This is a genomic window from Bovifimicola ammoniilytica, assembly GCF_025567085.1.
Taxonomy (GTDB): domain Bacteria; phylum Bacillota; class Clostridia; order Lachnospirales; family Lachnospiraceae; genus Bovifimicola; species Bovifimicola ammoniilytica.
On record NZ_JAOQJN010000009.1, the window covers coordinates 93,842 to 117,038 of the forward strand.

General features: G+C 41.9%; 17 protein-coding genes and 2 pseudogenes. All 19 read left to right on the forward strand.

What is annotated here, in order from left to right:
* The first annotated feature begins 18 nt into the window (after positions 1-18).
* Positions 19-1,842, forward strand: a complete 1,824-nt coding sequence (gene ltrA, locus OCV48_RS11870) for a group II intron reverse transcriptase/maturase (RefSeq protein WP_147592045.1) — start codon at positions 19-21, stop codon at positions 1,840-1,842.
* A gap of 115 nt (positions 1,843-1,957) precedes the next feature.
* A pseudogene (locus OCV48_RS11875) lies at positions 1,958-3,637 on the forward strand (VirD4-like conjugal transfer protein, CD1115 family); the annotation flags it as partial.
* A 93-nt stretch (positions 3,638-3,730) separates the two neighbouring features.
* Positions 3,731-4,183: a VOC family protein gene (locus tag OCV48_RS11880; RefSeq protein WP_147592047.1), complete on the forward strand. Its 453-nt coding sequence runs from the start codon at positions 3,731-3,733 to the stop codon at positions 4,181-4,183.
* Positions 4,184-4,450: 267 nt separating this feature from the next.
* Positions 4,451-4,828: an electron transporter RnfA gene (locus OCV48_RS11885; protein WP_147592048.1), complete on the forward strand. Its 378-nt coding sequence runs from the start codon at positions 4,451-4,453 to the stop codon at positions 4,826-4,828.
* A 54-nt stretch (positions 4,829-4,882) separates the two neighbouring features.
* Positions 4,883-5,725 (forward strand): hypothetical protein, encoded by an 843-nt coding sequence (locus OCV48_RS11890; RefSeq protein WP_008120647.1) that lies wholly within the window; start codon positions 4,883-4,885, stop codon positions 5,723-5,725.
* Between the two features lie 12 nt (positions 5,726-5,737).
* Positions 5,738-6,148, forward strand: a complete 411-nt coding sequence (locus OCV48_RS11895; protein WP_004611541.1) for a DUF4313 domain-containing protein — start codon at positions 5,738-5,740, stop codon at positions 6,146-6,148.
* Positions 6,149-6,160: 12 nt separating this feature from the next.
* Positions 6,161-6,673, forward strand: coding sequence for a PrgI family protein (locus OCV48_RS11900; RefSeq protein ID WP_118375167.1), 513 nt, complete (start codon positions 6,161-6,163; stop codon positions 6,671-6,673).
* A 92-nt stretch (positions 6,674-6,765) separates the two neighbouring features.
* On the forward strand, positions 6,766-9,141 hold the full coding sequence (locus OCV48_RS11905; RefSeq protein WP_147592049.1) for a VirB4-like conjugal transfer ATPase, CD1110 family: 2,376 nt from the start codon (positions 6,766-6,768) through the stop codon (positions 9,139-9,141).
* Positions 9,142-9,493: 352 nt separating this feature from the next.
* A complete protein-coding gene (locus OCV48_RS11910) occupies positions 9,494-9,679 on the forward strand; it encodes a DUF6440 family protein (protein WP_147592050.1) in 186 nt (61 codons plus the stop codon).
* A gap of 24 nt (positions 9,680-9,703) precedes the next feature.
* The gene (locus OCV48_RS11915) at positions 9,704-10,099 is read left to right on the forward strand and encodes a DUF6483 family protein (protein ID WP_147592051.1); all 396 of its coding nucleotides are present in this window, start codon (positions 9,704-9,706) and stop codon (positions 10,097-10,099) included.
* Positions 10,100-10,153: 54 nt separating this feature from the next.
* The gene (locus OCV48_RS11920) at positions 10,154-10,483 is read left to right on the forward strand and encodes a DUF3784 domain-containing protein (protein WP_330415344.1); all 330 of its coding nucleotides are present in this window, start codon (positions 10,154-10,156) and stop codon (positions 10,481-10,483) included.
* Between the two features lie 108 nt (positions 10,484-10,591).
* Positions 10,592-12,526 carry a C40 family peptidase gene (locus OCV48_RS11925; RefSeq protein WP_394803284.1) on the forward strand — a complete coding sequence of 645 codons (1,935 nt, stop codon included), beginning with the start codon at positions 10,592-10,594 and terminating at the stop codon, positions 12,524-12,526.
* Between the two features lie 50 nt (positions 12,527-12,576).
* The gene (locus tag OCV48_RS11930) at positions 12,577-13,473 is read left to right on the forward strand and encodes a hypothetical protein (protein ID WP_147592052.1); all 897 of its coding nucleotides are present in this window, start codon (positions 12,577-12,579) and stop codon (positions 13,471-13,473) included.
* A gap of 27 nt (positions 13,474-13,500) precedes the next feature.
* Positions 13,501-13,719 (forward strand): DpnD/PcfM family protein, encoded by a 219-nt coding sequence (locus OCV48_RS11935; protein ID WP_015567852.1) that lies wholly within the window; start codon positions 13,501-13,503, stop codon positions 13,717-13,719.
* Complete coding sequence (locus tag OCV48_RS11940) at positions 13,716-14,084, forward strand: hypothetical protein (RefSeq protein ID WP_147592053.1); 369 nt, start codon at positions 13,716-13,718, stop codon at positions 14,082-14,084. Before OCV48_RS11935 ends, OCV48_RS11940 begins: the two co-directional genes overlap by 4 nt.
* 14 nt (positions 14,085-14,098) lie before the next feature.
* Complete coding sequence (locus OCV48_RS14100) at positions 14,099-21,631, forward strand: helicase-related protein (protein ID WP_147592054.1); 7,533 nt, start codon at positions 14,099-14,101, stop codon at positions 21,629-21,631.
* A gap of 13 nt (positions 21,632-21,644) precedes the next feature.
* Entirely contained in the window at positions 21,645-22,262 is a 618-nt protein-coding gene (locus OCV48_RS11955) for a class D sortase (RefSeq protein WP_147592055.1), read from the forward strand.
* On the forward strand, positions 22,255-22,653 hold the full coding sequence (locus OCV48_RS11960; RefSeq protein WP_147592056.1) for a hypothetical protein: 399 nt from the start codon (positions 22,255-22,257) through the stop codon (positions 22,651-22,653). Before OCV48_RS11955 ends, OCV48_RS11960 begins: the two co-directional genes overlap by 8 nt.
* Positions 22,654-22,724: 71 nt before the next feature.
* Positions 22,725-23,067, forward strand: a pseudogene (locus OCV48_RS11965) (transposase); the annotation flags it as partial.
* Between the last annotated feature and the right edge of the window lie 130 nt (positions 23,068-23,197).

Sequence of the window (23,197 nt, forward strand, 5' to 3'; positions counted from 1 at the left end):
GATAGGAGGTTACAGACCATGCTAAAGAAAACCAAATTGAGATACAACGAATATTATGATATGCAAAGAGTATATGATTCATTGTATTCAGCAAGTAAAAACGGTAACAACTTTTATAAGTTACTGGAGATTATTGGTTCAGAAGAAAATATCAGGTTAGCATATAGAAACCTAAAGAGTAATAAAGGTAGTAATACCAAGGGAACTGATGGAAAGACAATAGACGATATTAAAGAACTAACAGATGAAACTGTGATTAATACAGTGAGAGAGATGTTAGCTGACTACAAACCTAAGTCTGTCAGAAGAGTGTACATTCCAAAACCAGGAAGTGACAAGAAAAGACCATTGGGTATTCCGTGTATATGGGACAGATTGGTTCAGCAGTGCATATTGCAGGTCCTTGAACCAATCTGTGAACCTAAGTTTCACAACCATTCATATGGTTTTAGACCAAACAGAGACACACATCACGCAATTAGTAGAACAGTTAGTATGATAAATATGTACAAGCATTACTACTGTGTTGATGTTGACATAAAAGGGTTTTTCGACAATGTCGACCACGGAAAACTTTTGAAACAGATATGGACACTTGGAATAAGAGACAAGCGTTTAATAAGTATCATAAGTAAGATACTTAAGTCAGAAATAAAGGGAGAAGGAATACCGACAAAAGGTACACCACAAGGTGGAATAATAAGTCCACTACTATCCCTAATAGTCTTAAATGAATTAGATTGGTGGATAAGTAATCAATGGGAAACATTCAAACCAAACAGAATGTCTAATGTTGCAGCATTTCGAACATATGCGAAGAAATACACCAATCTGAAAGATGGATTTCTAATAAGATATGCAGATGATTTCAAAATAATGTGTGGAAGTTATAACGAAGCACAGAGATGGTATCACGCAACAGTGGATTTCTTAAAAACAAGATTGAAATTGGACATAAGTGAAGAAAAATCAAAAGTCATAAATCTTAAGAAAAACTCATCAACATATTTAGGTTTTAAAATAAAAGTCGTTCCAAAGGGGAAGACCAGATATGGTTATATAGCAAAGACTGATATGAGTGACAAGGCAATTAAGAATGCAAAAAGCAATCTAAAAGCCAAAATAATTAACATTCGAAAAGACAACCCAACAGTGGCAATTAAAAACTATAATTCAGCCATTAGAGGAATACAAAATTATTATTGCATAGCAACAAATATTTACAACAATTTAACGGATGTGAATTACGCTCTCTTACCAACCATAAGAATACGTCTTAGAGACATTAGCAAAACAATTCCATTTAAGGAAACAGACATTAATTTTCAAAAACAAACAATGGGTATTCAGAAAGAAACAAAAATTGTAACCATAGGAGATATGTGTTTACTCCCATTAACGGGAGTTCACCATAGGAGTCCTATGAATTTCTCTCAGGAAATAAGTAATTATACTTCAAAAGGTCGAGAGAAAATACACAAGAATTTAATGCTTATTACACAAAGAGAATTTGAAGCCATAGCTAAAATGAGAGACCCAACAGAAACAATAGAATTTAATGACAATAGTTTATCAGCATATGTCATTCAGCAAGGAAATTGTTACATAACGGGTAAGAAGTTAGATGTTAGCCATATGAAGTGCATTAGAAAGAAACCTTTAAAAAAGAGGGGAACTAATAATAACGGAAATATAATCTTTATAAATTCAGATGTGTACAAGGCAATATTTACGAGAAAGATGGTTGAAGCCCAAGGTTTATTAAGAAAATTTAAGTTGAATGAAGAACAATGGAAAAAAGTTAATTATATAAGGCAAAATTATGATTACCAAAAGGTTTAGACAATAAATAATTTGCAAATGTATGATGGCACGCCGTATGAGGCGAAAGTCTCACGTACGGTGTAGAGCAGGGGAAAAGGTGGAGATAATATCAAATCCTTACCTATTGCTATAAATCCTTAGAAGCTGCGGGCAGATGTTAAAAAATAACGGATATAACCTGAAAGTCATTAATCTGTTAGAGATGGATAAATCAGACTGTTACAATCCATTTTCCTATATCAGAGAGGAAACAGATGTGGTCAAGCTGATTACAAACCTTATCAGCAATACGACACCAAAGGGAGCGACACCAAGTGATCCGTTCTGGGAAAAAGCGGAAGGATTGTTCTTACAGGCTATCTTTTACTATGTGTGGCTGGAGGTACAGCCGGCAAAGAGAAACTTTGAGACAGTACTTAAACTTCTTGGAGAGGCAGAGGTTACAGAGCAGGGGAAGGCATCAAAGCTCGATGTGCGTATGAAGTTTTTAGAGGAAAGTTCTCCGCTTGGAGCTAATCATCCGGCAGTCAAGCAGTACAACAAATGTATGAGAGGTGCAGGAGATACCGTCCGTTCCATTATCATCAGTGCCAACTCAAGACTTGCATTTCTTGAGAACAAGCAGGTTTTACGATTACTCTCAAAAGATGAGCTTAATCTGTCTGATATCGGCATTGGAGTAAATGGTGATGGGGAGACAAAGACAGCACTCTTTTGTGTAATCCCTGATAGTGACAAATCCTATAACTTTATTATTGGACTACTTTATACGCAGATATTTCAGGAACTGTACTATCAGGCGGACTTTAACTGTGGCGGCAGACTTCCAATTCATGTGACCTTTATGTTAGACGAATTTGCGAATGTCGCATTGCCGGATGACTACTGTTCATTGTTATCGACAATGCGAAGCAGGGAGATTTCAAGTATTATCATCATACAGAACTTTGCCCAGTTGAAGGCACTTTTTAAGGACACCTGGGAGACAATTCCAGGCAACTGCGATACTTTCATCTACCTTGGCGGCAACGAGCAGTCAACGCATAAGTACGTCTCAGAGCTGCTTGGAAAAGGTACGATTGATAAGAAGTCAAGCGGTGAGACAAAGGGCAGACAGGGAAGCTCTTCAAGGAATTATGATGTATTAGGCAGGGAACTGTTTACACCCGATGAAGTCAGAAAGTTGGATAATAAGAAGTGTATTATTTTTATCCGTGGTTTTGATCCTATCATGGATAATAAGTTCATACCATTCAATCATCCGATGTTTAACCAGACAGCAGATGGCAAGGGAGAGCCTTATGTTCATCAGATAAGGGGAGCAGATAATCTTATCGGTCCGCCATTTGAGATTTTATCGGATAAGGCAGTAAAGCATTATGAAAAGATGAAGGACAAGGGCGAGAATGTGTATATAGATTCTCTTACCTATGAGCAGTTTATGATGCTTGGTGATGCAGAATTAAGCAGAAGATTCTCTATGCAGGATGAGGCAGAACAGAAAGCAAAGATTGACAGAGAACAGGCAAATGAGCTTGAGTATGTTGATGAATCGCAGAAAGCAGATAGTACAGCAGCTGCCAGTGGTTCTAGTGGAAACGCTGGTGGTAAGCCTGTAAGAAATCCTGAGAGGGAAAAGCCTAAGTGGGAAGATACGATTACGAATCGAATGCTGCACTGGTCATATACGCCGGAGCAGAAAGAAGAGGTGAAGAAAGCACTTGCCGCAGGAGTTCCGAAAGCAACGATTCTTACTTACTTCTATCCGGAGGTAACTGTGGAGAAGATGAGTTCATATCGGAAGAAGCATTAAATGATATCGCATAGGCACAGGAAATGTGATATACTGTGCCTATGTAAAAAGAATGTGTTTTACAAATCGCAATTTTCTCAGGAGGCTATAAATATGATTGGAAGAATTTATCATGTTGGCTTAACCGTTTCTGATATAGATCGCTCCATTGCTTTCTACAGGGACATTCTCGGGCTTGAATTTCAAGGCGAACTTTTTATGGAAGGCGAAGAAACAGATAAAATGTTCCGTAAGAAAAATTGTAAAGCAAGGGTTGCTTATTTGAATGGTTCGAAGGCTATTGAAGCACCACCAGTCGAATTGATTCAGTTTGTAGACAGCGAAATCCATAAAGCACAATCGGATTTGTTTACAACCTCTATCTCAGAAGTGTGCTTCTACACGGATGATATTGATTCGGTCTACAAAACCTTTATCGAAAATCATGTGGATTGCTTGTCTGAACCGCAGTATTTCGACTTTAGAGCAGATGGATTTGGGGAAAGTCGAGCTTTTTATTTTAGAGACCCGGATGGCATTATTCTTGAAATGATGCAGCCGCTTTGATGAAAAATCATAAGTACAGGAAAGTGGAAACTTCAAGTTTGTCTGACTCACAACAATTTAATATCAAACTAATACAAGCACTTTAGCCAATATGGTTAAGGTGCTTTTTTGCACCTTGAAAGGATGTGGTCACAGCTAAACACATCGGGGAAAGCCCGATTTAATCATTACAACAGGCATTGCCTGATCATATAGAGTTACTTTTAACAGCCAGTTAGGGGATTATCCCTGCTGGCTTATTTTTTTATCAAAAAGGAGACAAACAACATGAGAAAAGAACAGATTATTACAACTAACAACAATCAGATGGAGGAGAAAGGCATGAAGAACAGATTCATTCACTTTAAGAAGAGGTTCGTTCCGGCATTATCTGGGGCACTTATGGGAGCAATGCTTATGAGCACTACTTGTTTTGCAGCAGGTACAGGTACTTCCGCAGTAACACAGCCGCTTGAGAACTTAAAGACACTTATCATTGCAGTCATTGGTGCGGTTGGTGTCATCATTCTTGCAAAGAATGTCATGGAGTTCGCACAAGCCTACCAGCAGCAGGATTCATCTACCATGAACTCCGCTCTGAAAGGAATTGTGGCAGGTGTCATGATGGCTGGTATTTCAACAGTTCTGACATTCTTAGGCTTCTAAGATTGGGGAAATGCATTTCCCCTTTTAGTAAAAGGAAAGAGGTGAATAACAAGTATGGATATTTTTAAGCTTGGAGACAAGATCCTTGCACTTCTTGAGGCGGTGTTTGGGTTTTGGAACAATCAGATATCCCTGGTCTTTGCAATGCTTGGACAGTCACCGGTCAGTTTCAAGGGCGGAGGTCCCTGGGCAGTCATTGAGGGTATAGAGCCAGTCTTTGTAGCAGTCGGCTCATCCCTCGTTGTGCTGTTCTTTGTTATCGGTTTCTGCTCGGAAAGCATTGATGTAAAAGATGAGATGAGGTTTGAATCAATCCTGCGTATGCTTATCCGACTGGGACTTGCAGAATGGTTTGTTGCAAATAATGTCACGATTATGAAAGCGTTTTTTACTTCCATAGGAAATCTGGTGGGACTTATATCTGCCGGGACAACGACGCAGCTTGCCATTGACAGTACACAGGCAGACATCATTAAGGGACTCGGATTTGGTGAGAGTCTGGTAATGCTGATACTTACAGCTTTGCTTGCAATCATCATTATTATCTGTGGATTCTTTATCATTTACACAGTGTATTTCAGGTTCTTAAAGATACTGATTATTGTGCCGCTTGGTGCGATTGCATGCTCCACAATGGCAGGAAACAGAATGGTCAGTCATACAATGGCTACCTACTGCAAATATTTTCTTTCGTGTGTGTTTGAGGCAGTAACGATGGCACTTGCGATTGTGGTATGTAATGCATTTATCAATGCAGGGCTTCCGGCATTTACAGGAAGTTATGCTGACTGGGCACAGACGCTTATATATCTGTGTGAAATGACATTTACGATAGCAATGACTGTTGGAAGCGTGAAGGGTGCACAGACACTTACAAGCAAGGCATTTGGATTATAGAAGGAGGCAGAAATGGATAATGAAAAGAAACAGGTTACTTATAATTCAAGCATAACCGGAGAAACGCAGGTGACATTTGATATCCAGCAGTATATGAATAACAGGGCAATGTTTATCGGTCTTATGTGTAATGAAGATGGATATGAGGAGCCTTTTGGGGATGTGACTGTGAATTTGTCGGTTGCAGCACCAAATTACTGCGGATATCTGAATGTGAATGACATGCCGGATATTGAAAAGTTTATTACAGACAATGACATTGGAGAGTTTACAGGATTCACGCAAAGGAGCGGTTTCTGCGAATATCCGCTTTATCTGTTCAATGTAGATAAGCTTAGAGAACTGTGTCCGGATGGAATGGATAAGTATGAGGCAAATATCGGAATGACAAGAAAGCCGGAGACAAAGGATTTATCAAGATAGGAGGCAGGGACAATGGTAATCGAAGTAAACAAGGATATTGACCGCTATCAGGAATCGGTTGCAATGGGACTTACTGCAAGGCAGCTTATATTTTCCATTGCAAGCGTAGTGGTTGGTGGCGGTATCGTCCTTCTTCTTTACAAGTATATCGGTCTTACGGGTTCTGCTTATGTGGCAATTCCCTGTGTGGCACCGATTGCTCTTGGCGGATTTTATTCCTTTAATGGGATGAATTTCTACGAGTATATGGGAAAGAAACTGCACTTTATGTTTGGCAACAGGGCGCTTACCTATGTATCAACAGAGGGAGAACCTGCAATAAAGCAGTTAGAAGCAGAACAGAATGAACAGGTAAAGAAGAAAGGCAGAAAGGCAGAACAGGAGACTGTAACAGCTGATTCGGCTGTAAAGAAGCAGAAGGAGTTTGAAGCAATGAAGAAAAAGACGAGAAACATGTTGCTTGGACTTGTCGCAGTCATTGTGGCGGCAGTAGCAGGCATTGCAGCATATAAGGCAATGCATTAGAAACGAATAGTATCTGACCGCAAGGTCGGGAACATAGCCCGCAGGGTGAAGTTCCCGGCGGGCTTTCATTATAAGAAAGCGAGGTTAGAGACATGGGTTTATTTACAGACGGATTTAAGTTATTAAAGAAGGCGAGTGAGCCTTTGTATAAGACACCTAAATCCATTCAGGAAACCATAGAGATTATGGCGGTGGCTGAAAATGGCATTTTTGAAGTAAGCAAAAATAAGTATTCCAAATGCTACCGCTTTCAGGACATCAATTACACGACAGCAACCGAGGATGAGCAGATCAGCATATTTGAGAGATACTGTAAGTTCTTAAATTCGCTGGACTGTAATTATAAGATTACGATCAACAATAAGAACAAAAACATGGATGAACTCCGTGATAAGGTTCTGATTGCTGAGAAAAACGATGGCTTCAATAATTATAGAAGTATCTACAATGACATCATTGAGGAGAAGATTATTGAGGGCAGACAGGGGATTGAGCAGGAGAGATACCTGACAATCACGATTGAGAGAAAGAACTTCGAGGAGGCAAAGGCACAGTTTGCAACCCTTGAGGCAACGATACACAAGGCTTTCATTGAGCTTGGTGCGGAGATTGTACCACTTAATGGCAATGAGAGACTGAAAGTGCTCTATGACTATTATCATCTTGGAGATGAGGGCAGCTTTGATTTTGATATCAAAAAGGCAAAGAAGGTTGGGGCAGATTTTAGAAATGATCTGTGCAATGGGATGGTGAAATATTTCCCAGACCATTTTGAGGATGAGAGTAAATTCTGCAAGGCACTTTTCATCAAAAAGTATCCGAGCAGTTTGTCAGACAGATTCATCAATGAGATTACTTCCCTTCCAGTTCATTCCATCACGAGCATTGATGTGGTGCCAGTTCCCAAGGATCTGACAACAAAGGTGCTTCAGAAGAAATACCTTGGTATTGAGTCGGATATCATTAAGCAGCAGAGAGTCCGTAATAAGAATAACGATTTTTCTACGGAAATCTCATATGCCAAAAGAACGGAGAAAAAGGAGATTGAGGAAATCATGGATGATGTCCGTGAGAATGACCAGTGCCTTTTCTTTGTGGGAGTAACCATTATTCTTATGGCAGAAAGCAAGAAGGAGCTTGAGAGTGTATGTGAGACAGTAGAGACTATCGGAAAACGTAACAGCTGCACGATTGACACACACTACTTAAAGCAGAGGGAGGCACTCAACACAGCACTTCCGATTGGTGTAAGACAGGTGGAGACAATGCGTACACTTCTTACCCAGTCACTTGCGGTGCTTATGCCATTTAATGTGCAGGAATTAAATGACAGCACAGGGAACTATTATGGCATCAACCAGATCAGCAAGAATGTGAATATCGGTAACAGAAAGAAGCTCATTAACGGAAATGGCTTCGTTTTCGGAGTGCCGGGTTCCGGTAAATCCTTCTTCTGTAAGATGGAGATGGGCAGCGTATTCTTGTCGGGTGATGATGAGATAATCGTCATAGATCCAATGAACGAATACTTTGATATTGCTGAGACTTATGGCGGAACTGTAGTAAATATGTCTACCTACACGGATAACTATGTGAATCCGCTGGAGATGGATGTATGGAGCCTTGATCCGAATGATTCCAAGGGAATGGTAAGAGAAAAGGGCGAGTTTATGCTTGGACTTTGTGAGCAGTGTATCGGGGACAGCTTAAATTCAAGACAGAAGTCAATCATTGATCGTTGTGTGAGAAAGCTGTATATCGACATTGCAAGGAGCAAAGAGAAGTATATCCCGGTGATGAGTGATTTTTACGATATCCTTATGGCACAGCCGGAGGATGAGGCAAAGGACATTGCATTGTCTTTGGAGCTTTTCGTAAATGGTTCACTTAATATCTTCAATCATCAGACAAATGTGGATGTGGATAACAGATTCACAGTATATGGCATCAGGGACTTAGGTACGGAGCTTAGTCCTATCACAATGCTTGTCATGATGGAGTCTATTCAGAACAGGATTGTTGAGAATGGCAAGAGAGGCAAGGCAACATGGCTCTATATTGATGAGTTTCACGTCCTGCTTAATTCCGAGTATTCTGCAAAATATCTGCAGCAGCTCTGGAAGAAAGTAAGAAAGCAGGGAGGACTTTGTACCGGTATCACGCAGAATGTCGTCGATCTGTTGCAGAACTATACAGCAACCACAATGCTTGCAAACTCTGAGTTTGTGGCACTCTTAAAACAGGCGAATACAGACAGTTCCAAGATGGCGGAAGTTATCGGGGTATCAGAGGCACAGCTAAGATTCGTAACCAATACTGCATCGGGAATGGGACTTATCAAGTGTGGCTCGGTGGTGATTCCGTTTGATAATCAGATTAGTAAGGATACAGATTTGTACAGGCTGTATAATACCAACATTCATGAGAAGATTGCGGAACAGAAGAAAAAAGAAGCAATGCTGCAGTGATAACAGATGAATTTTTATAGAATCTATAGTATAATCAAGAGGTCGGATGAATGTCCGACCTTGATGATAATAAATTAGATATTCCCTATTTTTAAGAAAAAAGCATATAAGATTCGATATGAAAAATAAATAAGGAAGCAGTTCTAAAATGTATCATTTGTACCGGAGAACATGTGGCTGGATTTTAAGATATGCATATCGTACACTTTGATGAGAATATGTTGATTTGGGATGCAGCGGACCTGGATGCATTTATGGAAATGTATGGTGTGGAAGCAATTTCCAAGGAATATTTGTAATTATTAGGGAAAAGAAACTTTGAATTTAACGCTTGAAAAAAGGAGAAATAAACATGGCAAAGAAAGAAGAAAGATTTGAAGTTACATTTAGAGACGGAAGTCAGCTTAAGGATGAAGGAGTTCGCCAAATCCTTGTAGATAAAGAGACTGAGGTTAACTATCTTTGTTGGAAATCTGGATATGGAGCGGCTATTACACCTCTTCTGGATTCAGAAGGAAAAGTCATAGTTACAAAGTAAAATCGGTAGTTATGGAGGTGAAAAATGTATTTCACAGACGAAAAAGACTATATTATGCGAATGATAAAAGAAATGGTAAGAGTATTATTTTCTTTAATGTTTGGGAAAAAGTATGTTTCTGTTGAACTTGAAAAAGAAAATAAATATGAAGTATCAGGGAAAAATTTGAAAGATTTTCTTGATATGATTGATTCTGGGGAAATTAACGAAGCAGAGAATATACTTTTAGATAGCATTGATTATACAGACAGAAATGAGGTAATGGCAGCAGCTCTTTTCTACCAATACCTTAGTGAGAAGGATAGTGAGTTTTTGAAAAATAACAATTATACAAAAGAAGAAGTGCTTTCTGGTTTTAAGCAATTACTTATGCAGTCAGGATATACTGATTTGCTATGTTTGGTCAAAGATGAGGAGTAATGTAGAAAATTCAAAGAGATAAGAGTGATTGGTTGAAAGGAGAAATTGTATTATATGTTCTATGATTATATGATCTATATTGTTTTTGACTTTATGATGGCAGTGATTATGTTTTTGTTTGGAATGTGGTTTTATAAATCAGAAGGAAAAGCTGCTAATTTCTTGTCGGGTTATAATATGAAATCAGCGGATGAACGAAAGAAATACGATGAGAATGCTATGTGTAAGGCATATGGAAAAAGAATGATGTTTATGTCAGTTCCTTTTATTATTGGAATAATCATAGATATCCAATATCTAGGAATTGGTTGTTTGATTGCATGGGGGATATGGTTTATTATGTTTGTTTTGTTGCTTATTGATAGGCATAAAAGAGAACGTTAAATTCAAGTTTTATGTTGCTTTTAATAATTGAATATTGAATGATTTTACATAGCCGTTAAGGAGTAATTTTTGCTCCCTAGCGGCTTATTTTATTTTTCAAAGTAGGAGGTGAGAAAATTGAAAATCAAAAAGGTCGATGACAAACCGATGGTCATTCACACCAAGGAGAAAGCCAAGATTCATGCCCACGAGCCAAAGGGAGCCAAGATTAAAGGCAGCAACATCTATACAGTAGAGAGAGGTCCTAAGACAGCTGGTGCAAAGGTAACTGATACGGATAGAAAGAAGTCCTATCGCAAGAGCACCATTCATCAGTCAGAGCCGAAGAATAAGGGATTATCAAGATTTAAGCGAAACTATAGAGAATCAAACACTTCCATCAAGACCAAGAACACCAATCTTCACATTGCAGGAAGAACAGGTGCACTTACAGCCGGGGCAGTAACAGAGCAGATGGAAGGCGGGCAGGAAGTATCGCAGGCAGCATATCTTGCATATGAAGCAAGCCAACCTGTTACCGGAACTGCTTCCAAGGGGGCAGCACTTTTCAGGAAAAAGGCGGCAGCCGAGGCAAAGAAGCGTATCAAGAAGGTAGAGGCAGGAAAGAAGCTGGCAAAAAAGACAGCAAAGAAAGCTGCCAAAGATACAGCCAAGACGGTAGCTAAAGAGACGGCAAAAGAAACAGCAAAGACTACTGCCAAGGTTGCAACAAAAACTGCGACAAAGGCAGCTGCTACAGCGGCAGGAACAGCGGTTGCACCGGGAGTTGGTACTGCAATCGGCATGGCAGCCGGATATGCTGCAGGTGTGTCCATAGAGGTCAAGGATGAAAAGATGACCAACCGGAGCAGGAAGATAAAATTCTTTCTGGATAAGATGAAAGCACAGGAGAATCAGACAGACAGCGTGGCAAAACTGGTAAAGGATCTGATTGTGCGAAAAGCGATTACCTGGGTAAAGGCAGCTGTACCGATTATCGGATTGGTGCTTTTATTACTTGTTCTTGTAGTTGCCATGATTGCGGTTCCGGTTATAGCGGTGATAGCAATCCTTTACAATTCTCCATTTGCTTTATTTCTGCCACCACTTGAATCAGGAGATACCGTGCAGACAGTAACGAGTGCTTATGTGCAGGAGTTTAACCGGGATGTGAATACGAAAGTGAATGAGCATACCGGATATGACCTTGGAGAGCTTGTATATGTGGATTATGAAGGTATGGAAGAAAACCCAAGCAATTACTATGACATCATGGCAGTCTATATGGTCAAGCATGGTATCGGAGATACTGCAACAGTCATGAATGACATTTCAAAAGGCTGGCTGCAGGCAGTAGTAAATGATATGTGTTCATACACCACAAGCGCAGGAACAAAGGATGTGGAAGAAACAGATGCAGACGGTAATGTAACTACTGTCACGAAGTCGGTTCTGTATGTGAATGTCACACTGAAATCGTACAGAGATATGATTTCGGTCTATGGATTTAATTCTGATCAGGTGGAAATGCTTGAGCAGATCATGAGTCCGGAGTTTATGGGACAGCTTGGATATGCCGGAAGCGGAAGTGGCGGCGGAGGCGGAAGTCCGGGAGTAAGCTCCATGACTGAGGATGAAATCAATGCCATCCTTAGTGGAATTACAGACAGCAGGCAGAAAACAGTCTGCTCCTATGCACTTCACAGAGTTGGCTTCCCTTATAGTCAGGATTTAAGAGACAGCGGTAACTATTATGACTGCAGCTCCTTAGCCTATTATTCATGGAAGGATGCAGGCGTGGATATTAGTTACGGTGGGGCAACCACAGCGGCAGCGGAGGCACAGGGACTGGATGAAGCCGGAAAGACAGTCTCCTTTGATGAGTTACAGCCGGGAGACCTTATCTTCTACAGTTTTACAAGCAACGGAAGATATAAGAACATCAGCCATGTGGCAGTATATGTCGGAAATGGCAAAGTGGTAGAGGCACTTAATGAAAGTCTTGGTGTGGTTTACCGTGATGTGGCAAGCACAGGAAAGATTGTTGTGATAGGAAGACCATAACAGGAAATTTGCAGAGAGGGCATAGTCCCTCTCTGAGACTGGAGGTAAGAATGGATTTAAAAGATATGATACTGGTAACAGAAAACGACAGGGGAACAGAGACAAATATGCTGATGACTCTGGATGATTATAAGAGTTTTATAGCAGTTGATGACATGTCAGAGCTTGCAGACAATTTGTTGCAGCTTGGAAGAACACTTGGTGAAGCAGATAACTTCGCAGAGTATTACAGGGCAGCAAATGTAACTTTATCTGCGAGATTCTGTCTGGATGATATTCAGCTGGGACATTTTCTTCAGGGGTTTTATAACGATTCCAAAGAATTTCGGTTTGATGAAGAATCCAGTTCTTCTGAATGTGTTGCAAAGCTTAAGGAGATTGGAATGACCGATAAGGGCTGGGTGGATGATTTTAACCTGCATTATGAAATGGAGAACCGCTCATTTGAAAGGGGACAGACATTTCATAACTTCAATGACCATGATTACATGGTGCTTGAAGCATTATCACCAAGGAATCTTGTGGTGATGGATATGAAGTCAGGTTCCCTTACAATCGCCCTTGGTGCGACAGAGTATAAGCGTTATCCCAAGGATGAGAAGCCTACAAAGGACAATACCACAATCGGGGTATCGTGGGAGCATGGCATTTATCTAGGTTCCACACTTTCAACTACAAATTTCAAGGCATACAAGAGGGAGTATGGCACACCGGAAAAGATAGAGGATATCTATGATTACAGGGCAAAGCTAAAGCAGAAGTTCTATTTTTATCAAGATATGTCAAAGGATGATGATGTGCCAAAGAAGCTGCAGAATGACTTCCTTCACCAGATGTATGAGGATTTCGGAACGATTGAAGAAGACTGTTTTTACGACAGGCTGGAAGATGGAAAGTACGATGAAGGCTTTAAGGAAAGACAGGTAAAGGAAGAAAAGAGCCGGTGATGAGATTTTTACAGGAGGCGATATCATATGGAACAGGAATTTGATGTTGAGATAAAAGAAGTGCTTTCACGAGTACAGAAAGTAAAGGCAGAGTCGCTTGACGATGCCATCAATAAGGCAATGGATATGTATTATGCAGAGCAGATAGTCCTTGGAGCAGAGGACATGAAGGGAGTTGATTTTGCACCTATCAGCGAAAGTCAGCTCCCTTCTTCATTAAAAGAAAACGGAGGAAGAGCAAGATGACAAGTGATTCAACAACAGTAATTAAGAACATGGAGTTTTTAGTAAAGGAACTTCATAAGGAGTGGGACAGATCGGGTGCTTCTAAGGCATCCGTTATTATTTCCATTGAGGAAGTAGATGGTATTAATGATAAGTTAAAAGAGATTATCTATCAGACACAGAAGTCAGTCGATGAGGATGAGCTGACATTTAAACAGAGCATTGCAAAGTCCAAGGAATGCTATGTGCTTCTTCGTGTGGTGCGTAAGATTGCAAAGAAAAAGGATAAATGCGAAAAACAGGCAATCGACAATGAATTTGCAATCGAGCTGGATAAGGATGAGTTAAAGCTATTTAAGGGATTGTTTGCAGAGATGTTTAAGTAGAGGAGGACAAAGGTATGGGCGTTGATATGAAGGTCAAAGCGATATACGATTCTGAGATTGGTAACATCACCAGATCAGAAAAGAACTGGAAGGATGTGTTAAAGGTCGCAGGTCAGTTATACCGCTATGAATTTGACAATATCGTTATGGTAACAGCTCAGAGACTTCCGGAAAAAAGCACACTCATGGCAGATTATGATACCTGGAAAAAGGTGGGAAGATATGTAAAGCGTGGTGCGAAAGGCTGCGCTATCTTCCCATCAAGGGCACTGAATCCACGCATGAGGTATATCTTTGATATCAGTGATACCGGAGGAAAGAATGTTAAGCTGACATGGGACCTTGAGGGAGAAAATCTTAAGGATTATGTGGATTTTCTTGTGTCAGAAGGTCAGATTGAGCAGTACGATAACAGTGACAGGGAGTCTCTAAAAAATATATTAAAACAGTTTACAGGAACAGATGTTTGGTTTATAATAAAAGAAGAGTTCGGAGACCGAATGACCGAGCTTATGCAGCTATCAGGTAGTGTGATAAAGGAAGAAAGTAAGAAACGCAATGGCTTACAGCAGGAAATGGACATGGAGCAGCTTGTATATGCAAGTGTCATGTATGCTGTAGGGACGAGATGCGGATTTGACTTATCTGTGCAAGAACAGGATTTTAGTCAGATCGTAAATATCAAAGACGAAGAGATCATTTACCGTCTTGGTTCCATTGTATGCGATGTCTCCTGTAGTGTTCTTAGAGAATTTAGTTGTAACTTAAAGGCAATCGAGAGCGAAAGGAGAATTGGATATGTTAGAAGAAATGACTTACAAGGAAGTGGACGGACTGCTTTATCCGCAGATAGAGATGCCGGACGAGACGGAGGATCTCACGAAGCTGGGCAAATACGGAAGGATGGCGATGAGTTATCTTCAGGAGAACGAGCCGGCAAGATACAAGACGCTGATGAGATTCGGGAAGATGTACGAGAAGATGTCAGCGGTAGAGGAGGAAGCGAACCAGCTGTACGACCAGCTGGAGATGCAGTATCTGGCGAAGCACAAGCCACAGAATCCGTCATCGACAATGGAGATGTGGAAGATAAGAGAGCAGGCGAAGATGCAGGCAGAGGAAGTGGTACTGAATCAGATAGTGATGCGATTCCACTAGAATCAGATGATACAGAACTGAATAGGGAACTTGATGAAATCAATTCATTGGGTGTTAGTAAGGAAGCCGAATATACACAGGCTTCCTTTTTTTTCGACCAGAACGGGCAGGCAAGCATTGGCACCATTCATACTGAGGACGAAAACAATAATCAGTTTATGCGTCAGTTCGAGCAGGACAGAAAAGCTGCATTAGCAGGTAAATACAATTACCTGAATCCCAAAAAGTCTGCAACAGTACCAAGTGAATATATCAAACAGGTGCTTATGAGAGGTACAGGTTTTATCGGTGGCAAGGGCAGGGTATGCAAGATTTTTGAAACTGAGATTGATGCAGGAACCAGGGCAAAGCGTATCAAAGCAGAATATGGTCAGGGAGGTGCAGGCTGGCCGGTTGACGGACTGGGACTGCACGGATATGACACATTTCATGGGAACAGACTGCGTTTTCAGTGGCGAGATGAGGATGGAGAGGTTGAAGGATATGTTTCATGGAAAGATATCGAAAAAGAGCTTGGCGTCCTTATTCTTACAGGGGAATACCAGCCTGAGACACCTCGTATTGATGAGCTTGCGATGGACGGACTCCGTGAGGATGATGAGGTCATTGATGCCGAATACCGGGAAGTGGAACCGGAAGAGGCAGAATCAGAGATTGATGATTATGCAATACCGGATGAGCCGGAGAGCTATGCTTCTAACAGAGATTATGTAAGTGCAAAAGGCATGATACCACAGGAAACTGCCGATGAAGACCGCATGGTAACACAGGCAGAATATGGTGCTGAGATAGAAGCTGAAACAACTGAAAAAGATCCATCAGAGCTTCAGTATATTACACCGATTGATTATGCAAAGCGTATTGCAGAGCTTGATGAAGACCTGCGTGATGCGGCGGAGATTCTTGTAACAGATTGCAGCTGCTACACTCCGTTTAGGGCATTCCTTATGGATGTGGTGCAGTCTGATTTTGCATTTATGCCCAATAAACTTGACCTTATCAGGGATATTGCATTAGGGACAGATAATGCAGAAAGAAAAGCATATTCCAACAATAAGTATGGTCTTGTGGAGTACTCAATCAGAAGCGGATATGTGAAGATCAGCTATAAGAACAGGAATGGTGTGCGTAAGGAAGGTGCACTTGACTGGCGTGAGTTATATGAAATCTTATCTTATATGGTAAAACAGCCATTTTACTGCGGAGAAGACCAGAAAAGGTATTATCAGGAGACAAAGCAGAAAGCTGACCGGGATAAGATGAATCCGGTCTATAAGAGATTCTTTGATATCGAGGATAGTGTAAAAGCCAATCGTCTTGAAACCAGGGAAAGAGCAATAGCGAATGGCTGGGATACCAAGATTGATGAGAATGGACATGTAGTTTCAGATGATGCGGCGCAGAAAAAGCACAACTTCCACTATAACCTCTGGGAAATGGAAAAAGGCGGAGCCAAGACCAGATACCAGTGGAATATGGATGCAATCCGCACTCTAAAGCAGATTGAATCAGGAAACAGGCTTGCCACACCGGAGGAGCAGAAAGTTCTGTCGAAGTTTGTCGGATGGGGCGGACTGTCACAGGCATTTGACGAGGAAAACGCAGGCTGGAGCAAAGAGTATGCAGAGCTGAAAGAACTTTTATCTGATGAGGAATACAGTGCTGCCAGGGCAACAGTAAACAATGCCTTTTACACGTCACCGGAGATTGCTTCATGCATCAACTCGGCACTTATGCAGTTTGGATTCAGAGGCGGCAATATACTGGAGCCGTCTATGGGTATCGGTAACTTCTTTGGAAGCATGCCGCAGGCCATGCATGAGAGCAGACTGTATGGAGTGGAGCTGGACAGCATTTCAGGAAGAATTGCAAAGCAGCTTTATCAGAATGCCAATATCAGTATCACAGGATTTGAGAATACCACATATCCGGATAACTTCTTTGATGTGGTTGTCGGAAATGTGCCATTTGGTGATTACAAGGTATTTGATCCAAAGTACAACAAGTATAACTTCCGTATCCACGATTATTTTCTGGCAAAAGCACTTGATCAGGTAAGACCGGGAGGCATGGTTGCGGTGATTACCACAAAGGGAACACTTGATAAGACAAATCCTACTATACGAAAGTATCTGGCTGAAAGAGCAGAACTTGTGGGAGCAATAAGACTTCCAAATACTGCATTTAAAGACAATGCAGGAACCGAAGTGACAGCAGATATCCTGTTTTTGCAGAAGAGGGAGAGAAAGATTGATATTGAGCCGGACTGGGTACACCTTGGTGTGACTGAGAATGGCATTGCTGTCAACTCTTATTTTGCAGAGCATCCGGAAATGATGCTTGGTTCTATGGAGTATGACACAAGAATTTACGGACAGGACAGCAGATATACAGTCTGTGTGAATGATGACGAGAACTTCAATATGTATGAAGCATTAAACAAAGCTATCGGTAATATCAAAGCACAGATGACAGATTTTGAGAGAGTGGCAGACGAGGCGGAGCAGACGGAGGAAGTTATCCCGGCTGATCCGGATGTGAGAAACTACACTTACACATTTTATGAAGGAAAGCTCTATTACAGGGAAAATTCCGAGATGGTAAGAAAAGAAGTATCACAGACTGCCGAGGAGCGAATCCGAAGTCTTGATGAAATCAGACAGATAACAAGAGAGCTGATTGATATCCAGATGGATGGCTGCAGCGAGGAGGAGCTTTCTGATAAGCAGAGACTTCTTAATGTGAAATACGATGCCTTTATAAAGCAGTATGGAGCCATTACCTCAAAAGCAAACAGAATAGCTTTCAGAGATGACAGCGACTATCCGCTTCTTTGCAGTCTTGAGGAAGTAAACGAAGACGGGGAGGTGAAAAAAGCGGATATGTTTTATAAGCAGACGATTAAGGCAAAAACTGTCATAGATAGGGTTGAGACTGCCGTGGAAGCGTTAAATGTATCCGTCAATGAATTTGGATATGTAAATCTTGCCTATATGCTTTCTATCTATGAGCCGGATATTACAAATGCAAAGGAAGTGCTTGCAGAAAAGTCCGGACAGGCAGCATATGAGATAACGCTAAGTGATGATGCTTTGGCAGAGCTTAGAAGGGCAGTTCTTGTGGAAGAGCTTGATGGACTGATTTTCCTTAATCCTGACCGCTACAACGAGAATAATCCGGACATCGGCTGGGAGACAGCAGACGAGTATCTTTCCGGAAATGTGAGAGACAAGCTTCGTGTGGCAAAAGCTATGGCAGCGGATACAGACAATCCACAGGCAGAAAGATTTGCAGGCAATGTGGCAGCGCTTGAAAAGGTGCAGCCGGAGTGGATTGAAGCATCAGACATTGATGTAAAGATTGGCACGACATGGATTGAACCGCTTGATTATGAGCAGTTTATCTATGAACTTCTCAATACGCCAAGGCGGGCAAGGGCAGTCAGAAGTCAGTTTTACAATACAGGCATACAGGTACACTTAAATAAGATGAGCATGGAATGGTTCATTGAGAATAAAAGCATGGATAAGCATTCAGTGGCAGCTACTAAGACTTATGGTACAAGCCGCATGGATGCTTATTCTATTTTTGAGGATACGCTGAACCTAAAGACTGTAACAGTCAGGGACAGGATTGATGACGGTGATGGCAAATATCATTACGAAGTCAATAAGAATGAGACAATGCTTGCAAGGGAAAAGCAGAACATGATTAAGGAGAAGTTCAAGGAGTGGCTGTTTGCAGAGCCGGAGCGTAGACAGAAGTATGTGGAGTATTACAACGAGACATTCAATAATATCCGTCTGCGTGAATATGACGGAAGCCACTTACAGTTTCCGGGAATGAATCCGGCGATTGAGTTAAAGCCTCATCAGAAAAATGCTGTGGCAAGAATCCTTCTCGGAGGAAATACGCTTCTTGCTCATTGTGTCGGTGCCGGAAAGTCCTTTGAGATGATGGCTGCCTGCATGGAGCAGAAGAGACTCGGACTTGCCAATAAGACGATCATGGTTGTTCCAAAGCCGCTTATCGGGCAGACTGCATCAGAGTTTTTAAGGCTTTATCCGTCAGCAAATATTTTAGTTGCCACAGAGCGTGATTTTGAAAAAAGCCGCAGAAAGCAGTTTGTATCAAGGATTGCGACAGGTGACTATGACTGCATTATCATGTCTCACTCGCAGTTTGAAAAAATTCCGATCTCAGCAGAGAGAAAGGAAAGAATGCTCAATGAGCAGATTGATGAAATCAGCTATGCGATTGATGAGATGAAGGAGCGTAACGGGGAGCGTTGGACTGTAAAACAGATGGAAAGCCAGAAGAAAAAGCTGGAGGAGCAGCTGAAAGCTCTATCTGATGAGAGCAGGAAGGATGACCTCATTACCTTTGAGGAACTTGGAGTGGATTCCATTATGGTGGACGAAGCACATAATTTTAAGAACCTTGCGATTTTTTCCAAGATGAATAATGTGTCAGGTATCAGCAGCAGTGGAGCTAAGAAGTCAACGGATATGCAGCTTAAATGCCAGTACTTATCTGAGATAAATGATGGCAGGGGCATTGTATTTGCAACAGGTACACCAATATCCAATACCATGTGTGAGATGTATGTCATGCAGCTTTACTTACAGAAAGCGGCACTTGAAGAGATGGGGATTTATCACTTTGATTCATGGGCAGCGAACTTTGGTGAAGTGACAACAGCACTGGAGCTTACTGTAGAGGGAAGCGGATTCCGTTTTAAGAGCAGATTTAATAAGTTTACAAATCTGCCGGAGCTTATGAATATCTTCCGTGAGGTAGCAGATGTGCAGACAGCAGATATGCTTGACCTTGATGTGCCAGCACTTCGTGGAGGCAAGCCTATTATTGTGGAGTCGGAGCCTGACTGGTATGTAAAACAGGTCATGGAAGACTTTGTTGTGAGGGCAGAGCGTATCAGAGGCGGTGGAGTAGATCCAAGAGAGGATAACTTCCTAAAGATTACCCATGAGGCAAGACTTCTCGGAACAGATGCAAGGCTGATTGATAAGGATGCACCAAATAATCCGGATGGAAAGCTCAATAAGGTAGCGGAGAATGTCTGGAAGGAATATGAGAAAGGAAATGCCAACGGTCATATAGGCTGCCAGCTTATTTTTTCGGACATCGGCACACCGGGACCGGATAAAGACTTTACCATCTATGATTATTTGAAGGAAACACTTATCCAGTATGGTATTCCGGCAGATGAGATAGCTTTTATCCATGATGCCAAGACAGATGCACAGAGGGATGCACTTTTTAAGGAGATGAGGACAGGTAAAAAGAAAGTTCTTATCGGTTCAACAGATAAGTGTGGAACAGGTGTCAATGTGCAGACACACCTTGTTGCAATGCACCATGTCGATTGTCCGTGGAAGCCTTCTTCTATTGAACAGAGGGAAGGACGAGGCATACGACAAGGCAACGAAAATGAAGAGGTGGCAATCTACAGATATGTCACCAAAGGAACCTTTGATGCATACAACTGGTCACTCGTCGAGAATAAGCAGCGTTTTATCAGTCAGGTTATGACAAGCAAGGCTGTAAGCCGAAGCTGCGAGGATATCGACGAGGCTACACTTTCATATGCAGAGATCAAGGCGGTTGCTACAGGTAATCCTTTGATCAAGGAAAAGATGGAGATTGACAATGATGTCCAGAGATTAAAGCTCTTAAAGGCATCCTATGATAATCAGAGATATGGCTTGCAGGATAACTTTATGATCAAGTACCCGAAGCTCATTAAGACAGCAACCGAAAAGCTTGCCAATGTAAGAGAGGATGTAAAGGCAAGGGATAAAGAGCTGATTGATAATCCGGAATTTGCCATTACCATAGGCAAAGCAACCTATACTGAGCGTGTGGATGGTGGAACGATGATGCTTGAAGCAATCAGCAAATGCAAGACCGGAGAGACAACTGCAATCGGTAAATTCCACGGATTTGAGCTGCTTGTGGAAAAGAACTTCCTTGGCATCAATTATATGGTGCTTCGTGGAAAGACCGAGTACAAGGCAGAGCTTTCCACAAGTCCTGTCGGCAGTATGGTGAAGCTGGAAAACCTGTTCAACGGACTCCATGAGAACATTGATTTCCTGGAAAAGAAGATTGAGCAGTACCAGAATGACCTTGAAGCATCAAAGACTGAGTATGACAAGCCATTTGCGTACAGCAAGGAACTGGAAGAAAAGCTGGCAAGGCAGTGTGAACTGAATGCCCAGCTTGACCTTGAGAACGCAAAGGCTGTGGATGCAGACCTGAGCGGACCGGAGGAAGAAAGAGAAGCTGATGACAGAATGGAATCTGCAGCAATTGTAGCAGAGGATAAAGGTGCTTATCCATCCGACAGAGAGGGCAGAACACGATAGGAGAGTGAATAATATGAGCATAAGAAAGGTGGTCGCAGGACTACTGATTACAGCAGGGATTGCCATTATGGCAGTCCCTTTTTTCTGGCGGGCAACCGGAGAAAAACAGACAGAACAGCTCATAAGTGAATTTGAGCAGACATTGGAGGATGATTACGATGAAGAAACAGATGTGGAGGAAGAGCAAACCTCCATTAGTGAAGAGGATGAAGCCATTCTTAAAGAAGGCGGTGTTATCGGTATCATTGAGATACCGGGCATAGATATCCGGTATCCGGTAATGGAAGGAACCACAAGTAAAGTGCTTAATGCCGGGATTGGTCATATAGAAGAAACAACAGGGATTGGGGAGAGTGGCAACTGTGTATTGTGCGGTCACAATGGCAGCAGGTATGGCACATTTTTTACACCACTAAGTCAGATATCCATAGGTGATGAAGTGATGATAACCGTCAAAAACGGACTGAGGCACATCTATGAGGTAACAGAGACAGAGGTAGTAAATCCATATGATAACAGCATCAAGACACAGAGTACAGAAAAAGAATTAACTCCTTTTACCTGTTCCCAGAAAGGAACCATGCGATTTGTAGTCAGGTGCATTTATAAGGAGGCGGTGATGGATGAATAAGAGATACCGGTTAGGTGAAATAGAAGAGGCAGTATCGGAAATGGAAGAGTTAATCGGACTTGAGGATGATATTGCAGAGATTGATGATGAATTTCAGATAGTCGTAAGCGGCTGGTCTGTATATGTCGAAAGCATGAATCTGACACTCAGACAGGGAATAGCCTGCGTATGGGATGCGGAGGAAGGATTATTTATGCCTGATTTTGATGTGACTATCGTGTATGAGGGGAACATTGAAACACAGGAGTGGCTCTACTATGAGCAGGACGGAATGGTCGTTACACTTGGCAACTGGTTAAATGGCAGATTGTCTTGTGAACAGATAGAACAGCTTTGGTGTGAGCTTATCATACCAAATCAAAACAAAGAACAAAAAGAAAGCGAGGAATAGCATATGAAGTATTCAATTAAGGTAAACGAAGTAAGGGCAAAAGAGGGCAGCAATATCAAAGGAGCAGGAAGGCATCCCGGGAGAAGGCTGTCGCAGTGGTTTCTGAGCTGAAGGCTATGAAGCTGCCGGAGGCTGCGAAGAAAGTAGCGGATGGCATTGAGGAAACGCTGACCTACTGTGACTTCCCCTCTGAGCATTGGGTGTATGTAGATCCGAACCAACAATGTGATCGAACGGATGAACCGTGAGATCCGGCGCAGGACGAGGGTAGTCGGTGCGCTTCCTGACGGAAACTCTGCGCTGATGCTGGTCTGCGCACGGCTTCGTCATGTAGCCGGAACCCAGTGGGGCAGCAAGAAATACATGAATATGAAGCACTTGGAAGCCATGGAGCAGGAGCCACTGGTTGGATAAGTAGCAGCCAGGTCACAAAGCGTCAAGGGCAAGACAAGCGGCGTACCGCCGCCCTTGACCCTTTGCGCCCTGCCTGCTGAAAAGTAACCAAGGGGCGGTTAAGCCGCCCACTGTAATAGATTTCTACTAG

Coding starts and splice junctions, on each gene's coding strand:
- OCV48_RS11890 (WP_008120647.1), top strand. CDS start 4,883: ATGGATATTTTTAAGCTTGGAGACAAGATCCTTGCACTTCTTGAGGCG.
- OCV48_RS11955 (WP_147592055.1), top strand. CDS start 21,645: ATGAGCATAAGAAAGGTGGTCGCAGGACTACTGATTACAGCAGGGATT.
- OCV48_RS11905 (WP_147592049.1), top strand. CDS start 6,766: ATGGGTTTATTTACAGACGGATTTAAGTTATTAAAGAAGGCGAGTGAG.
- OCV48_RS14100 (WP_147592054.1), top strand. CDS start 14,099: ATGGGCGTTGATATGAAGGTCAAAGCGATATACGATTCTGAGATTGGT.
- OCV48_RS11915 (WP_147592051.1), top strand. CDS start 9,704: ATGTATTTCACAGACGAAAAAGACTATATTATGCGAATGATAAAAGAA.
- ltrA (WP_147592045.1), top strand. CDS start 19: ATGCTAAAGAAAACCAAATTGAGATACAACGAATATTATGATATGCAA.
- OCV48_RS11910 (WP_147592050.1), top strand. CDS start 9,494: ATGGCAAAGAAAGAAGAAAGATTTGAAGTTACATTTAGAGACGGAAGT.
- OCV48_RS11930 (WP_147592052.1), top strand. CDS start 12,577: ATGGATTTAAAAGATATGATACTGGTAACAGAAAACGACAGGGGAACA.
- OCV48_RS11920 (WP_330415344.1), top strand. CDS start 10,154: ATGTTCTATGATTATATGATCTATATTGTTTTTGACTTTATGATGGCA.
- OCV48_RS11900 (WP_118375167.1), top strand. CDS start 6,161: ATGGTAATCGAAGTAAACAAGGATATTGACCGCTATCAGGAATCGGTT.
- OCV48_RS11880 (WP_147592047.1), top strand. CDS start 3,731: ATGATTGGAAGAATTTATCATGTTGGCTTAACCGTTTCTGATATAGAT.
- OCV48_RS11895 (WP_004611541.1), top strand. CDS start 5,738: ATGGATAATGAAAAGAAACAGGTTACTTATAATTCAAGCATAACCGGA.
- OCV48_RS11960 (WP_147592056.1), top strand. CDS start 22,255: ATGAATAAGAGATACCGGTTAGGTGAAATAGAAGAGGCAGTATCGGAA.
- OCV48_RS11885 (WP_147592048.1), top strand. CDS start 4,451: ATGAGAAAAGAACAGATTATTACAACTAACAACAATCAGATGGAGGAG.
- OCV48_RS11935 (WP_015567852.1), top strand. CDS start 13,501: ATGGAACAGGAATTTGATGTTGAGATAAAAGAAGTGCTTTCACGAGTA.
- OCV48_RS11940 (WP_147592053.1), top strand. CDS start 13,716: ATGACAAGTGATTCAACAACAGTAATTAAGAACATGGAGTTTTTAGTA.